The 14,887-nt window shown below is 67.1% G+C and carries 18 protein-coding genes; 9 read left to right on the forward strand and 9 right to left on the reverse strand.

Going from position 1 to position 14,887, the window contains the following annotated elements; all coding sequences use genetic code 11:
• Positions 1 to 108: 108 nt before the first annotated feature.
• From thiL to hisG, 4 genes are all read right to left on the reverse strand, one after another.
• Positions 109 to 1,038 carry a thiamine-phosphate kinase gene (gene thiL / locus AC3WS4_RS02215; protein ID WP_187142321.1) on the reverse strand — a complete coding sequence of 310 codons (930 nt, stop codon included), beginning with the start codon at positions 1,036 to 1,038 and terminating at the stop codon, positions 109 to 111.
• Between the two features lie 119 nt (positions 1,039 to 1,157).
• Positions 1,158 to 1,610 (reverse strand): transcription antitermination factor NusB, encoded by a 453-nt coding sequence (gene nusB, locus AC3WS4_RS02220; RefSeq protein WP_056349111.1) that lies wholly within the window; start codon positions 1,608 to 1,610, stop codon positions 1,158 to 1,160.
• A 118-nt stretch (positions 1,611 to 1,728) separates the two neighbouring features.
• Complete coding sequence (gene hisD, locus AC3WS4_RS02225; protein ID WP_492740025.1) at positions 1,729 to 3,024, reverse strand: histidinol dehydrogenase; 1,296 nt, start codon at positions 3,022 to 3,024, stop codon at positions 1,729 to 1,731.
• A complete protein-coding gene (gene hisG / locus AC3WS4_RS02230; RefSeq protein ID WP_492740024.1) occupies positions 3,011 to 3,667 on the reverse strand; it encodes an ATP phosphoribosyltransferase in 657 nt (218 codons plus the stop codon). Before hisG ends, hisD begins: the two co-directional genes overlap by 14 nt.
• A 39-nt stretch (positions 3,668 to 3,706) precedes the next feature.
• Here hisG and AC3WS4_RS02235 point away from each other — a divergent pair, with 39 nt between their 5' ends.
• Positions 3,707 to 4,789, forward strand: a complete 1,083-nt coding sequence (locus tag AC3WS4_RS02235) for a DUF2332 domain-containing protein (protein WP_492740022.1) — start codon at positions 3,707 to 3,709, stop codon at positions 4,787 to 4,789.
• Positions 4,790 to 4,971: 182 nt separating this feature from the next.
• On the opposite strand, the gene AC3WS4_RS02240 is transcribed toward AC3WS4_RS02235, so the two are convergent.
• Together AC3WS4_RS02240 and AC3WS4_RS02245 are read right to left on the reverse strand one after the other, a co-directional pair.
• Positions 4,972 to 5,454, reverse strand: a complete 483-nt coding sequence (locus tag AC3WS4_RS02240; RefSeq protein WP_262408120.1) for a DUF1465 family protein — start codon at positions 5,452 to 5,454, stop codon at positions 4,972 to 4,974.
• Between the two features lie 94 nt (positions 5,455 to 5,548).
• Positions 5,549 to 5,746 (reverse strand): YdcH family protein, encoded by a 198-nt coding sequence (locus AC3WS4_RS02245; protein ID WP_056349099.1) that lies wholly within the window; start codon positions 5,744 to 5,746, stop codon positions 5,549 to 5,551.
• Positions 5,747 to 5,887: 141 nt separating this feature from the next.
• Between AC3WS4_RS02245 and AC3WS4_RS02250 the strand changes: the two genes are divergently transcribed.
• A complete protein-coding gene (locus tag AC3WS4_RS02250) occupies positions 5,888 to 6,046 on the forward strand; it encodes a YdcH family protein (RefSeq protein ID WP_082545256.1) in 159 nt (52 codons plus the stop codon).
• 57 nt (positions 6,047 to 6,103) lie between these two features.
• On the opposite strand, the gene AC3WS4_RS02255 is transcribed toward AC3WS4_RS02250, so the two are convergent.
• From AC3WS4_RS02255 to AC3WS4_RS02265, 3 genes are all read right to left on the reverse strand, one after another.
• Positions 6,104 to 6,487 carry a PilZ domain-containing protein gene (locus AC3WS4_RS02255; protein WP_235535698.1) on the reverse strand — a complete coding sequence of 128 codons (384 nt, stop codon included), beginning with the start codon at positions 6,485 to 6,487 and terminating at the stop codon, positions 6,104 to 6,106.
• Between the two features lie 126 nt (positions 6,488 to 6,613).
• The gene (gene dksA / locus AC3WS4_RS02260) at positions 6,614 to 7,075 is read right to left on the reverse strand and encodes an RNA polymerase-binding protein DksA (RefSeq protein ID WP_056349089.1); all 462 of its coding nucleotides are present in this window, start codon (positions 7,073 to 7,075) and stop codon (positions 6,614 to 6,616) included.
• Between the two features lie 711 nt (positions 7,076 to 7,786).
• Positions 7,787 to 8,731 carry a hypothetical protein gene (locus tag AC3WS4_RS02265; protein WP_492742603.1) on the reverse strand — a complete coding sequence of 315 codons (945 nt, stop codon included), beginning with the start codon at positions 8,729 to 8,731 and terminating at the stop codon, positions 7,787 to 7,789.
• Positions 8,732 to 8,847: 116 nt separating this feature from the next.
• On the opposite strand from AC3WS4_RS02265, the gene AC3WS4_RS02270 reads away from it, so the two are divergent.
• The 7 genes from AC3WS4_RS02270 (at position 8,848) to AC3WS4_RS02300 (ending at position 14,876) form a co-directional block, all read left to right on the forward strand.
• Positions 8,848 to 9,192: an ArsR/SmtB family transcription factor gene (locus tag AC3WS4_RS02270; protein WP_492740018.1), complete on the forward strand. Its 345-nt coding sequence runs from the start codon at positions 8,848 to 8,850 to the stop codon at positions 9,190 to 9,192.
• A complete protein-coding gene (locus AC3WS4_RS02275) occupies positions 9,189 to 9,653 on the forward strand; it encodes an SRPBCC family protein (RefSeq protein WP_492740017.1) in 465 nt (154 codons plus the stop codon). Before AC3WS4_RS02270 ends, AC3WS4_RS02275 begins: the two co-directional genes overlap by 4 nt.
• A gap of 127 nt (positions 9,654 to 9,780) precedes the next feature.
• Positions 9,781 to 11,061, forward strand: a complete 1,281-nt coding sequence (gene serS / locus AC3WS4_RS02280; RefSeq protein WP_492740016.1) for a serine--tRNA ligase — start codon at positions 9,781 to 9,783, stop codon at positions 11,059 to 11,061.
• A gap of 102 nt (positions 11,062 to 11,163) precedes the next feature.
• Entirely contained in the window at positions 11,164 to 11,925 is a 762-nt protein-coding gene (gene surE, locus AC3WS4_RS02285; protein ID WP_492740015.1) for a 5'/3'-nucleotidase SurE, read from the forward strand.
• A 139-nt stretch (positions 11,926 to 12,064) separates the two neighbouring features.
• Entirely contained in the window at positions 12,065 to 12,652 is a 588-nt protein-coding gene (locus AC3WS4_RS02290; protein ID WP_492740014.1) for an SOS response-associated peptidase, read from the forward strand.
• Positions 12,653 to 12,735: 83 nt separating this feature from the next.
• Entirely contained in the window at positions 12,736 to 13,812 is a 1,077-nt protein-coding gene (locus tag AC3WS4_RS02295) for a peptidoglycan DD-metalloendopeptidase family protein (RefSeq protein ID WP_492740012.1), read from the forward strand.
• Positions 13,809 to 14,876, forward strand: a complete 1,068-nt coding sequence (locus AC3WS4_RS02300) for a potassium channel family protein (RefSeq protein ID WP_492740009.1) — start codon at positions 13,809 to 13,811, stop codon at positions 14,874 to 14,876. Before AC3WS4_RS02295 ends, AC3WS4_RS02300 begins: the two co-directional genes overlap by 4 nt.
• Positions 14,877 to 14,887 lie beyond the last annotated feature (11 nt).

Here is a 14,887-nt window from a genome sequence, read left to right on the forward strand (position 1 = left end):
TTCGCTCTCTCCCCTGATGCGACCGCCCCAAATTGGACGCCGCGTTATGGGAAGAAAGCGAAACGAGGGCAAGCCCGGTTATTCGGCCGTTTCGCGGGGCTTTCGCGCTCAGTGCATGAAACCGAGATGCGCGGGCAGCGCGATCCGCTGCGCGCGGTGGGTCAGCATGATTCCCGTGCCGACCCCGGCGTGGCCGACCGGCGTGACCGCGACATTCAGCCCCGCCGATATCTCGCGGATCGCCGCCGCCGCGCCCGGGTCGGCCGCGAAAAGCAGCTGGTAATCGTCGCCCGCCGTCGCCGCGGCGAGGCGCGTGTCGAGGATATCGGGCCGCACCGCGAGCAGCGCCGCCGACAAGGGTATCGATTCGAGCATGATCCCAAGCTCGCACCCGCTCGCCGCCGCCATCCGCTGCGCGTCGATCAGCAGGCCGTCGGAAACATCCATCATCGCATGGACATGCGGAACCACCGCCCGGCCAAAGGTCAGCTGCGGCTGCGGGCGGCGATAGGCCGCGAGGCAGGTTTCGTTCGGTTCGACCTGCCCGAGCCGCATCGCGAGGCCGAGCCCCGCATTGCCGATCGTCCCGGTCACCCACAGCTGGTCGCCGGGCTTCACCCCGCCGCGCGACGGCGCGCCGCCCGCCGGCGCACGGCCGATCGCGGTCAGGCCAAAGCTGCGCGGCGTCCCCGCCGGCACCCGCACCGTGTCGCCGCCGAGCAGGACGATCCCGAACCGCCGCAGCGCGACATCGAGCCCGTCGACGAAGGCCGCGTTCCAGTCATCGTCGCCGAGGCTGTAGCCGACCAGCACCCCGATCGGCGCGGCGCCCTTGGCGGCAAGATCGGACAGGTTCACCGCGACGAGTTTCCATGCGACATCCTGCGGCGTGTCGTCGGGCAGGAAGTGGATTCCCTCGACGATCATGTCGTGGGTAAGCACGAGGTCGCCGAGCACCGCGGCATCATCGACCAGCCCGCGCGCGGCGGGATCTGTCGCGATGGCCTGCAGGCGGGCGATGAAATCGGCTTCGGACATTACGACCCTCTCGCCGAAACAATGTGCCCTAATTCCGTTCGTGTCGAGCGAAGTCGAGACACGCTTGGGACGCGCTAGGCTTCACGTGTCTCGACTTCGCTCGGCACGAACGGGAATTTTTAGGAAGGCTTGCGCGCATCCTTGCCGATCGCATCGAGTAGCCCGTTGGCGAACCCGGCCTCGCGCGCATCGAAAAACGCCTTCGCGACGTCGACATATTCGCTGACCACCGCGCCGACCGGCACATCGCCGCGCGCGAACAGTTCATAGGTGCCGGCGCGCAGGATCGCCTTCATCGTGCGGTCGAGCCGCTCCATCGACCAGCCGCTCGCCAGCCGCGCGACGATCGCCGCGTCGATTTCGGGGAGCCGCGCCAGCGCGCCCTTCACCACATCGTCGAAGAAGGCGAGGTCGGCGTCGGCATATTCGGCATCCTCGATCGTCGCGCCGATCCGGTGCTGATGGAATTCATGGATCAGCCGGGCGACCGGGGTCGCCTCCATCTCGTGCTGGTACAGCGCCTGGACGGCGGCGAGCCGGGCGGCGGAGCGGGATTGGGCGCGTTTGTTCATGGCATCTACTCTAACTTAAATCGTCATCCCGGCGAAGGCCGGGATCTCAGCCTTGCATCATGAAGGCGGAGGCGAGATCCCGGCCTTCGCCGGGATGACGAACATGAGGGTTCAAAAGCTATGGTTTCAATCTGTTCTGGACGCTGAGCGCGTGGGCGGGCAGCCCCTCGGCGCCCGCGAGCGCAACGGCAGCGGGGCCAATAGCAGCCAGCGCCGATTCGTCCAGCGCGAGGAAGCTGGTGCGCTTCATGAAGTCGCCGACCGACAGCCCGCTCGAAAAGCGCGCGCGGCGTCCGGTCGGCAGGACGTGGTTGGGACCCGCGACATAATCGCCGATCGCTTCGGGGGTATGACGACCGAGGAAGACCGACCCCGCGTGGCGGACCTTGGCGAACAGCGCGTCGGCAACATCGGCATCGACCGCGAGCTCGAGATGTTCGGGCGCCAGTCGATCGCAGAGCGGGATTGCCTCGGCGAGGGTCGACACGACAATCACCGCGCCATTGTCGGCCCAGCTCGCTTCCATCGTGCGCGCGGTTGCGAGCGTCGGAATGACCTCGGCGACCGCCGCCGCCACCGCCTCGCCGAACGCGGCATCGTCGGTGAACAGGATCGACTGGCTCGTCGGATCATGTTCGGCCTGGCTCAGAAGGTCGGCGGCGATCACATGCGGTGCATTCCGATTGTCGGCGACGACGACGATCTCGCTCGGCCCCGCGACCATGTCGATGCCGACGACCCCGTAAACCTGCCGCTTCGCCTCGGCGACCCAGGCATTGCCCGGGCCGGTGACGACGTCGACCGGCGCGATCCTGTCGGTGCCATAAGCGAGCGCCGCGACCGCCTGCGCGCCGCCGATCCGCCAGATTTCGTCGACCCCGCCGATATGTGCCGCGGCCATCACCACCGGATTGACCTCGCCGCCCGGGGTCGGGGTCATCATCACGATCCGCCCGACCCCGGCGACCTTCGCGGGAATGATGTTCATCAGCACCGACGAGGGATAGGCAGCGCGCCCGCCGGGAACATAGACCCCCGCGGCATCGACCGCGTTCCAGCGCGCGCCGAGCCGCGCACCCGCCGCGTCGCGATAGTCGCGGTCTTCGGGCAACTGCGCGGCATGATAGGCGCGGATGCGGTCGGCCGCGAGATTCAACGCATCGCGCAGTTCGGGTGCGAGCGCGTCGTAAGCCGCGGCGCAGTCCGCTTTCGAAATGCTCCACCCGCTCGCGTCGAGATCGAAGCGGTCGAACTTCGCGGTATAATCGGCGAGCGCGGCATCGCCCTCGGCCTTCACCCGCGCGATGATCGCCGCGACGTCGGCCGACACGTCGGATGTGCTTTCGCGCCGATCGTTGACGAGCGCATCGAACGCGGCCGCGAAACCGGGTTCGGAGGCATCAAGCCGCCGCATCGCCCACCGCCTGACGGAACTGTTCGACCAGCGCCGGCACTTCTGCCGAGCGCAGCTTGAACGCGGCGCGGTTGACGATCAGCCGCGCCGACACCTCGCTGATGATCGTCTGCTCGGCGAGCGCGTTCTCGACCAAAGTTCGTCCGGTCGAAACCAGATCGACGATGTGCGAAGCGAGCCCCAGCTTCGGCGCGATCTCCATCGCACCGTTCAGCTTGATGCATTCGGCCTGGATGCCCTGCGCGGCGAACCAGCGGCGCGTCGTCGCGGGATATTTGGTCGCGACGCGGATATGGCTCGACCCCAGCCCCGGCGGCGCGCTGTCCGCCGGGCCGGCAAGCGACAGGCGGCAATGGCCGATGCCAAGGTCGACCGGCGCGTAAAGCTCGCTGTAGTCGAACTCGTCGATCACGTCCGAGCCGACGATACCGAGCTGCGCCGCGCCATGCGCGACGAAGGTCGCGACGTCGAAGGCGCGCACGCGGATCAGCGAAACATGCGGCTGGTTGGTCGCGAACACCAGCGCACGGCTCTTCGGATCGAAGAAGTCCGCTGCAGGTTCGATGCCGACCTTGGCCAGCAACGGCAACGCCTCGTCGAGAATCCGCCCTTTCGGGATGGCAAAGATGATGGGTTCGGGCATAAGCGCGCCAGCCCATAAGCGGGCCCGGGAGAAAGGGCAATGAGCGAGCGACCCCAGCCGATGGAACTTGGCGACACCGGCGCCGACGCGGTACGCGGCGCCTTCGCCAACCAGGTGCTTTATTGCCGGGCCAACGACGCGCCGGTGACCGCGCGCATCGTCGCCGCGATCGCGACCCTGCTCGACACGCCCGCGACCGAATTCGCGCGGCGGATCGCCGAATGGCAAGGTCCGCCGCTCGCCGATGCCCTGCCCCTGCGCGCCGCGGGCGGGCTGCATGCGCTGCACCTCGCGGGGATCGCGCACGAACTCGCCCCCATCTACGCCGATGCCGAGGGGATCAACGACGCCGCGATCGTCGCGGGCACGGTGCAGCGGCACGAGGCGGCGCTCCTCCCCTGGCTCGACGGCCCGCCGCAGACCAACGAGGCGGGGCGCTCGTCGAACTTCATCGCCGCGATGCTCTGGCTAACCGAACAAGGCCTGCCGCCGCATTTCCAGTGCCTCGAAATCGGGTCGAGCGCCGGGATCAACCTGATGCTCGCGCGCTATCATTATGATCTCGCGGGCGTGCAGGTCGGGCCTTTGCCCGGCGCGATGGCCTTCACCCCCGAATGGCGTGGGCGCCATCCGCCACAGCACAAGATCGAAATCCTGGGCACCAGAGGCTGCGACGTCGCCCCCGTCGACCTCACCGACCCGGCGCAGGCGCTGCGTCTGAAAGCCTATATCTGGCCCGAGCATCATATCCGCTTCGCACGCATGGAGGCCGCGATCGCCGCCGCGACCGCGCAGAAACCCGACATCGTCCACAGCAATGCCGCCGATTTTGTCGAGGCCGAACTTGCGAAACCGCAGGCCGCGGGCACGACGCGCGCCCTGATGCATTCGATCGTCTGGCAATATGTCCCCGCCGATCAGCAGGCGCGCGTCACCGCGGCGATGGAGGCCGCCGGCGCCCGCGCCACCGCGGAGCGTCCGCTCGCCTGGATCGCACTCGAAGCGAACCGCACCGTGCACCATCACGAACTCGTGGTGCGCCACTGGCCGGGCGATGGCGCACCAAAGATGCTCGGCCGCGCGCACGCCCATGGCGCATGGATCGAGTGGCTGGCCGGCTGACTGTTAACAAGCGAGAGTCGGCCTTTCTTGTTTCGTCACCCCGGACTTGATCCGGGGTCCCGCTTGAGGCTGAAGCCTGCTGATGCCTTAAAAAGCGGGATCCCGGATCAAGTCCGGGATGACGACGGAAAATGAGGCGACGTCCACTCCCCACCCCAAAGCCGCCGCCAATCAGCCAAAGCTCAAAGCCGCGCTTCCAGCCGCGCCAGCATCGCCTGCACCGGCGGCGCGGCGACGGGCGCGTCCCATCCCGCCTCGATCGCCGCGATGCGTTCGAACAGGCGCTCGCTCGCGGCGATGATCCGGCGGACGGGGTCGTCGAACCGGACGCAGATGTCCCAGTCGGCGACGACGGGTTCGCCGATGCGCGCCGCGCTGTCGTTCGGCCCGGCTCCGGGATCGCCGCCGATCATCGCGCGGCGATGGAGCAGCCAGGCGATGATGTGCATCAGCCGTGTTGTCGTCTTGAGCGATTCGCAGGCAAGCCCGATCTGAAGCAGGCTGTCACGCGTGCCCCCGACGCCGACCACCCCCAGGTCACGCGCGGCGGCGAAGGCGGTGTGCGCTTCGTCGGCCAGCACCATCGCCTCGACATAGAGATTTTCGACCTGGGCACGCCGCACCGGCAGGCCGATCGTCGCCAATTCTGAAACGCCCCTGTTCATGCGGCGGGAAATGCCACGGCCGGCGCCATGCCTGCAACGGCGCTAACCAATATTTCGAAAGCCCGTCCCATTTTGAGTCGGATGACGCCGCGGGTCAGGCGATGATGTCGGGGATCAACTGGTCCTCGCACCACGCGATCTCGTCGCGCAGCCGCAGCTTTTTCTTTTTGAGTCGAGCCAGTTGCAGCTGGTCGGGAACCACCGTCACGCCGAGCGCGGCGATCGCCGCATCGAGGTCACGATGCTCGATACGAAGAAGCTCGAGGCGCTGGCTGATCTCGTCGGGGTTCACGCGCCGCTTCCTGCCACGATCACAATCTATCCGCAACGGGGACCGGCTGACCGAATCGCCGCGTTAACGGCGCGACAAACTCTGTGATCCATGTTTTATTCGGTCCTGCCAACCGAGTCGAAAAATGAAGGAGACTGGCCGATGAACATGTCGCACCTTTCCGCCCTGAAGTCCCGCCACGCGGACCTCGATGCGAAAATTGCGAATGAAGAACGGCGACCGGCCCCCGATGTGGGCCTGCTGGCTCAGATGAAAAAGCAGAAGCTGAAAATCAAGGAAGAGCTGTTCGCGAACGGCTGACGATCGCGCCAGGTTCGGCCGCTGATCGCCCGCTGCGCCTTCCGAACGCGGAACGGGTCAGCGCGGACGGATCGGCGGTCGGCCCTTATTCAAACGAAGGCCGGCCAGCGTCGGCGGCACATCCTCCTTTTGCGGCGCCACGTCGCGGCGCACCGCCTGCGGATTGACCGCGCGGTCGAAGGCGATCCCGAATTTCTTGTCGCCGGTCCATACGATGCGCCCGGGCACATGTCCGACATTGCGCAGTTCGATCTCGACCACCGCACCCTGCACGACCGAAATCGGGCTTTCGGCGAGCATGCCGCCCGCCGACAGATTGCGAACGCGGACAAGAATCGGTTCGGGTTTTCCGGCCATCGCCACCCTCGCCTGCATGAACAGGCTGTCCCGATCGGCGCTGCGCGACAGCGCCGCCACTTCTTCGTCTATCGATGTCGGCACGCGCGATTCCATTGCGACCCGTTCCCCGCGTTAAAAGTCAGGATAGCGAATCTAGGGCGCAGCCCTTGCGGAAACGTAAATTTCGCCGGTCCGTCCCACTCTGGGGCAGACACTGCCGGTCTTCGATCAGTCCTCGCGCGAGATCCGCTCGTTGCGCTCGTGGCGTTCCTGCGCCTCGAGCGTCATCGTCGCAATCGGGCGTGCCTGGAGCCGCGCGAGCGAGATCGGCTCGCCGGTCACCGCGCAATAGCCATATTCGCCCTCGTCGAGGCGGCGGATCGCCGAGTCAATTTTCGAGATCAGCTTGCGCTGACGGTCGCGGGTTCGCAGTTCGATCGCCCAGTCGGTTTCGCTCGACGCGCGGTCGGCCAGGTCGGGTTCGCGCAGCGGACCGTCCTGAAGCTGGGCGAGCGTCGATTCGGATTCGGACAGGATCGACCTTTTCCAGGCGACCAGAAGGCCGCGGAAATAGTCCTGCTGCCGTTCGTTCATGAACGGCTCGTCGTCGCGGGGGACGTAGTCCGTATCGAGGTTGGATTTGGCTTCGCGGAGCGCGTCGGCGCCAATGTCGGCGGTCTGTGTCGGCATGACGGGCTCTTGCGTCCTTTCGTCTCGCGGACCGCCGGGCATGGCGGACCGGGGGAGTGCGCGCGCCTATAACCAGCCGTTGGATGCGATACAAGCGTCGAAGCGGTGAATGGCGTTTGCGGGGTGAAGCAAGGCTGAACCGCCGTCGATGCCGATGCGATTCTCGTCGGTCGCCATCGCGGTCGCCGAACGCCTGTTTTCGGCACCCGGGTTAACCACAGCCGGGGAATCGCCCAAACTTCCGTTCCGTTTTGGGACAGTGGGTCTGACAGGAGTTGATTCCGCCCTCCTTTTCCCGCTGTCGGACAGTCAAACGCGGTTAACGCAATTGCGGCGTTCACAAAGCTTTGGCCTTTTGGCCCCAGAACAGGTGCAAGCGGGTGTCGGGGTGTGGCACCTTCCCACCAAGCAACGGGAAAAGAGAGAGAAACCTATGTCTGTCCGAATGGCCCTCGCAAAGCTCTGCGCCTGCACCTGCGGCGGTGCGATCATCGGTACCGGCGCGATGCAGATCAGCGACGTGCCGGCGGCACGGGCGCAAACGACCAAGTCCTGTTCGCCCTGCGCCGGCAAACCCGTCGTGCGCAAGCGCCATGCGGCGAAGAAGCCGGTCAAGCGCGTGCGCCGCGTCGTCACGACGAAGCGCGTTATCCGCACCGTAACTCCGCAGACCCAGGTCGTCACCCAGACGATCCCCCTGCCCCCGATCCCCTATGCGCCCTTCCCGCAGCGCGGCGGCTGGGAAGGCGGCGGCGGCGGTGGCGGCGGTGTCACCGTGGTCGGCGGCGGCTTTGGCGGCGGCTTCGGCGGCGGCTTCTTTGGCGGTTTCTTCGGCGGATCGAGCGGCGGCGGCAGCAGCGGCAGCATCGTCGTCACCTCGACGACGACCGGCGGCGTGAGCACCTCGTCGAGCACCTCGTCGGGCGTCTCGACCTCGACCGGCAGCGTCTCGACCTCCACGGGCAATGTCGATGTTTCGACCTCAACCGGCGGTGTGAGCACCTCGACGGGCAGCGTGTCGACTTCGACCGGCAGCGTGTCGACCTCGACCGGCAGCGTCTCGACCTCGTCGGGCAATGTCAGCACGTCGTCTGGCAACGTCTCGACCTCCTCGTCGAGCAGCAGTTCGTCGTCGAGCTCCTCCTCCTCCTCTTCGTCGTCGAGTTCCTCGTCGTCGGGCGGCGGCAACTCGTCGAAGGGCGGCTCGTCGCATGGCGGCAGCTCGCACGGCGGTTCGTCGCATGGCAATTCGTCGAAAGGCGGCTCGTCGCACGGCAGTTCGGGCTGGGGCGGTTCGTCGCACGGCAGCTCGGGTGGTTCGGGCGGCAGCAGCTCGTCCTCGTCGAGCTCTTCTTCGTCTTCGTCCTCGAGCAGCAGCACGTCGTCGGGGGCCACCTCGTCGGGCGCGACCGGCGGGAGCAGCAGCTTCGGTTCGACCGGCAGCAGTTCCTCTTCGTCCTCGTCGAGCAGCAGCTCGTCATCGAGTTCCTCCTCGTCGTCGAGCTCGGGCGGTACCAGCAGCGGTTCGTCGGGCACCCCGACCCCGGTTCCGGCCCCGCCGATGCTCCTGCTCTTCGGCGCCGCCGCCGCCGCGCTCGTCGCGCGCCGCCGGGCCGCGAACAGCAACGGCCAGGAACAGGACGCCGCATAAGCCATCCACTGGAGGTCCGATCCGGACCACCATTTCAAGGGCCGCCCGCAAGGGTGGCCCTTTTTCTTGGCGCCGCAGAAACAGTTTGCCATATGGAAAACTGTTTCATATGGTTCACTAGATGGTAAACCAACAAACACCCCTCGACACCGTCTTCCACGCCCTCGCCGATCCGACTCGCCGCGCGGTCATCAGCCGCCTGCTCAAAGGCGCGGCGCCCGTGAAGCGGCTGGCCGAACCCTTCGCGATGGGCCTTCCCGCCTTCCTCAAGCATCTGACGGTGCTCGAAACCTCGGGACTGATCCGGTCCGAGAAACGGGGCCGCGTGCGGACCTGCCACATCAACGAGGACCGCCTCACGGCAGCCGAAAGCTGGCTCTCGCAGCAGCGCGCCATCTGGCAGGGCCGCACCGACCGCCTCGCCGCCTTCGTCGAATCGCAAATCCCCCAGGAGAAGAGCCCATGAGCAACGAAACCGAACTGACCATTTCGCGCCTGATCAAGGCACCGCCGTCGGCGGTGTGGGACGCCTGGAGCGACCCCGCCAAGCTCGCTGCATGGTGGATTCCCGCACCGATCGAATGCCGCGTCGACAAGCTCGACCTGCGCCCCGGCGGCGGTTTCGTTACCCGGATGCGCGAGGGCGACGGCGCGTTTCAGCCGCACGTCGACGGCTGCTTCCTCGAGGCGGTACCCGAGAGAAGGCTCGTCTTCACCACCGTCCTCACCGAAGGCTGGCAACCCACCGAACCCTGGCTCGCGATCACCGCGATCCTGACCTTCGAGGCGCAGGACGGCGGCACGCTCTACGCGGCGCGCGTCCTCCACAAGAACCCCGAGGACAGCGCCAAGCATGACGAGATGGGCTTTCAGCTCGGCTGGGGGACGGCAATCGGCCAGCTTGCGGCGCTACTGGAACGGCCCTGAGTCAAACACCGTAGCCCTGAGCCTGTCGAAGGGCGCCTATCCGAGAAGCGCCCTTCGACAGGCTCAGGGCTACGGTTTTGAGGCGCACGGGGTTGCGCGCCGCCACCCGCGCCGTCATAGCGCGGCCATGCACGATATCCGCCTGATCCGGGATAACCCGCAAGCGTTCGACGCCGGCCTCGCGCGCCGTGGTCTCGAACCCCTGTCCACCGAAATCCTGACGATGGACGCATCGCTGCGCGCGCTGCAGACCGACATGCAAGGCGCGCTCGCACGGCGCAACGAAGCGTCGAAGCTGATCGGCCAGGCGATGGCGCAGGGCGACAAGGACCGAGCCGAGGCGCTGAAGGCCGAGGTCGCGGACCTCAAAATCGCGCTCCCGGCGCAGGAAACCGCCGAGCGCGAGCAACTCGCGGCGCTGCAGGACAGGCTCGCCGCCCTCCCCAACCTGCCCGCCGCCGACGTGCCCGAGGGCGAGGACGAGGACGGCAATGTCGAAATCTCGCGCTGGGGTACCCCGCGCAGCTTCGACTTCGCGCCGCAGGAACACGCCGATTTCGCCCCCGCGCTCGGCCTCGATTTCGAGACGGCGGCGAAGATGTCAGGCGCGCGCTTCGCCTTCCTCCGCGGTCAGATGGCACGCCTCGAACGCGCGCTTGGCCAATATATGATCGACCGCCAGACGATCGAGCAGGGTTACACCGAATGCGCGACCCCGCTGATGGTGCGCGACGAGGCGGCGTTCGGCACGACCCAGCTCCCCAAGTTCCGCGAGGATCTGTTTCAGACCACCGACGGCCGCTGGCTGATCTCGACGTCGGAAATGAGCCTGACCAACGCGGTGCGCGAAGAGATTCTGCCCGAAGAGCAGCTCCCGATCCGCATGACCGCGCTGACCCCCTGCTTCCGCTCCGAAGCCGGATCGGCGGGCCGCGACACGCGCGGCTATATCCGCCAGCACCAATTCTGGAAGGTCGAGCTGGTCTCGATCGTCCGTCCCGAGGACAGCGACGCCGAACTCGAACGCAAGACCCGCGCCGCCGAACTGATCCTCGAAGGGCTAGGCCTGCCCTATCGCAAAATGCTGCTCTGCGCCGGCGACATGGGTTTCGCCGCGCGCAAGACCTATGACCTCGAAGTCTGGCTGCCCGGCCAGAACGCCTATCGCGAGATTTCGAGCTGTTCGAACTGCGGCGATTTCCAGGCCCGGCGCATGAACACCCGCTTCCGCCGCGAGGGCGCGAAGGGCAATGAGTTTGTCCACACGCTCAACGGCTCGGGCCTCGCGGTCGGCCGCACGCTCGTCGCGATCCTCGAAAACTACCAGCAGGCCGACGGCAGTGTCACAATACCGGAGGCGCTGCTTCCCTACATGGGCGGGATCACGAAGCTGGAACCGGCAAGCTAAATCAACGTCACCCCGGGCTTGACCCGGGGTCCGCCTTCTTGAAGGCGAAAATGGCGGGCGCCGGGTCAAGCCCGGCATGACGAAAGAACAGAAAGAAGAACCGTGCGCATCCTCCTCACCAACGACGACGGCTATCACGCTCCCGGTTTCGCGGTCCTCGAAACGATCGCCCGCCAGCTCAGCGACGACATCTGGGTCTGCGCCCCCGCCGAGGAACAATCAGGCGCCGGCCATTCGCTGACCCTCTCGCGCCCGGTGCGCGTCCGCCAGCACGCCGAACGCCGCTGGTCGTGCACCGGCACGCCGACCGATTCGGTGATGATGGCGATCGGCAAGCTGATGCCCGAAAAGCCCGACCTCATCCTCTCGGGGGTCAACCGCGGCGCCAATCTCGGCGACGATGTGACCTATTCGGGCACGGTCTCGGCGGCGATCGAAGGCGCGCTCGCGGGCATCCGCTCGATCGCGCTCAGCCAGGTTTACGCCAAAGAGGGCATGGGCGACACCGTCCCCTTCGGCGCCGCCGAAGCCTGGGGCGCCAAGGTGCTGCGCCCGCTGCTGGCCATGGACATGGCGCCGCGCACGATGATCAACATCAACTTCCCGGCCCTGCCCGCCGACGCGGTCAAGGGCATCCGCGTCACCCGCCAGGGCTTCCACGACTATGGCCGCGGCTCGATCGTCGAAGGCACCGACCCGCGCGGCTATCGCTATTACTGGTTCGGGCTGCACGGTATCGAGCACAGCCTCGGCCACGACAGCGATCTGGAAGCGATCGACGACGGCTATATCGCGGTCACCCCGCTCCAGCTCGACCTGACCCACGATGCGTCGCTGGCGGCATTGCGGGCGGCTTACAGCTAATATTGCTTTGAGGGTGCAAGCCGCCCTCAAATCCCGTTCGTGTCGAGCGAAGTCGAGACACGCCGAAGTTGTGCGATCCCTATGGGTGTCTCGACTTCGCTCGACACGAACGGAACCAATGGGCATTGGCGTATGAGCCATGACCCGCCTCTACCGCCTCGACGTCCCGGCCGCCGACATCGCGGCACGTTTCGGTGCCGAGGCGGGCAAGGACCCGTGGACCGGCGACTATGTCGCGCCCGGACGTCCCGCACCGATCGTCACCCGTGACGCGAAATGGCGCATGCGCCGGGTCGGGCCGATGTTCTGGGGCGTGCCGCCACCGCCGCGCGGCACCGACCCGATCACCAGCCTGCGCAACCTCGACAGCCCCTTCTGGATCGGCACGCTGCGCCACACCGAATTCCGCTGCCTGATCCCCGCGACCAGCTTCGCACTCTGGTCGGGGCCGGACGGCGCGCGGCGCCAGCACTGGTTCGCGGTCGCGGACCAGCCGATCTTCGCCATCGCGGGCATCATCCGCTTCGCCGACGAAATCCCGACCTTCGCGATGCTGACAACCGACCCCAACCGGCTGGTCGCGCACCATCATCCGGGCGCGATGCCGCTGATCCTGCCCGCCGAGGCGCAGGAACGCTGGCTGACCGCCGACTGGAAGGACGCCCGCGCGCTGGTCACCCCCTTCCCCGGCCAGGCGATGACGGTGTCGGATACACCGCCCCAATAATCCTCCCCATGGCAAAGCCATGGGGCGATCCCGAGATCATCTCGCCGCTGGTCAATCCGTCAAGGCTTTGGCAAAGAAGGCGCATGGGGGACCACCATCGCATATTTGCTATACCGCTGCTCGCGGCGCCGCTCGCCGCCTGCATCCCCGCGTCGGCACCGCCGCAACAACCCGCCCCGCCGGTGGTCGCCACGCCCGCGTCGCCTTCGCTCGCGAACAACCCGCTCGGCTATGACGATGTCGCGGGCGGTGACAGCAAGCCGACCTGGGTTCTCCAACCCGTCGCGGCCAAAGCTCGCGAGGTTCCCGCCAGTCTCTACACCGTCCGCCCCGGCGACACGCTGCGCGCGATCGGCGAGATGACCCACGCCGGTTCCGAAGCGATCGCGATGGAGAACGACCTCGCGCCGCCCTACACGCTCGTTCCCGGCCAGCGGCTGCGCATTCCCGCCGGCCTCTATCACCGCGTCGCGGCGGGCGAGACCGGCATCGGCATCGCGCACGCCTATGGCGCCGACTGGGGCGAGATCGTCACGATCAACGCGCTCGCCGAACCCTATATATTGCGCGTCGGCCAGCGGCTGCGCCTGCCCGCCGATGCCCGACCACTCACCCCCAAACAGGTCGATGTCGCGACCCGCGCCGCGGCGTTCAGCCTCGACATCGACGATATCGCGACCGGCAGCCAGCCCGCCCTCGCCGCCAACAAGGCCCCCGCCGCCGCCAGCGCCGCCCCGCGCAAGCCGGTCACCGCCGCCATCGCCACCCCCGCCGCCTTCACCGGCCGCTTCGTCTGGCCCGTCCCGGGCAAGGTCATCGCCAAATTCGGCCCCCTCGCGCCGGGCAAGGTCAACCAGGGCATCAACATCGCGACCCCCGCCGGCACCCCGATCCATGCTGTCGCCAACGGCGTCGTCTCCTATGCCGGCGACCAGATCGCGGTCTATGGCGGGCTGATCCTGATCGATCATGGCGGCGGCTGGGTCAGCGCCTATGGCCATGCCCAGCAACTCGACGTCCGGCGCGGCCAGTCGGTCAAGGCGGGCGACGTCATCGGCCTCGCCGGCGCGACCGGACAGGTCCAGACCCCGCAGCTCCATTTCCAGCTGCGCAAGAACCGCATCCCCGTCGATCCGCTCAAGCAACTGCCCGCACGATGAGCAAGCGGCCGCCGGACAAATTTCATATGCAGCATATCTTCCGCCCGCTGAAGCGCGCGAGCAAATGGCCGATCTGGGCCGACGTCATCGCACGGCTCAGCGTCGCCTTCTTCCTGATCGGCATCGTCGTGCTCGTCCACTGGATCGACCGCGCGGGGCTGAAGGACAGCCACGACGGCCAGATCAGCTTCCTCGACGTGGTCTATTTCACGATGATATCGGTGACGACGACCGGCTTCGGCGACATCGCCCCCGTCTCCGACCGCTCACGCCTGATCGAGGCGGTCATCGTCACCCCGATCCGCATCATGGTGCTCTTCATCTTCGTCGGCACCGCCTATAATTTCGTCCTCAAGCGCACATGGGAAAAATGGCGTATGGCCCGCATCCAGGCAAAGCTCACCAACCATATCGTCGTCCTGGGCTTCGGCGTCAGCGGCAGCGAAGCGGTCAAGGAACTGATCGCGCGCGGCACCGACCCCGGCTGCATCGTCGTCATCGACCAGTCGGGGACGCGGATCGAGCAGGCCGAAGCGATGGGCTGCAACGTGCTGCAGGGCGATGCGTCGAACGACGACACGCTGATCGACGTCCAGATCGCGCGCGCGCAGGCGGTGCTGGTGTCCGCCGGACGCGACGACACCTCGATCCTGATGGTCCTCACCGTCCGCCACCTGTCGCCGCAGGTGCCGATCAGCGTCGTCATCCGCGCGCAGGACAATGAACTGCTCGCACGCCAGGCGGGCGCGAACAATGTCATCAACCCGGTCAGCTTCACCGGCCTGCTGCTCGCCGGATCGGCGCAGGGCGCGCATGTCGCCGACTATATGGCCGACCTCGCCAGCATCGGCGGGCGCGTTCAGCTCCGCGAACGGCCGGTCAGCGCCGAAGAAATCGGCCGCAGCATCGACCAGTTGGCAAGCGCGGGACGCGGCTTGCGCATCTATCGCGGCGGCAAGCCCTATGGCTTCTGGGAAACCGAGGCGCAGCGCCTCGAGGCCGGCGACATGGTCGTCGAGGTCATCCGCTGCGAAGAATGCGAGGCAAGCGTTCCCGGCGGCTAGGGCGGCTAGGC

Source organism: Sphingopyxis sp. EU05-FHT14B03 (assembly GCF_058790875.1).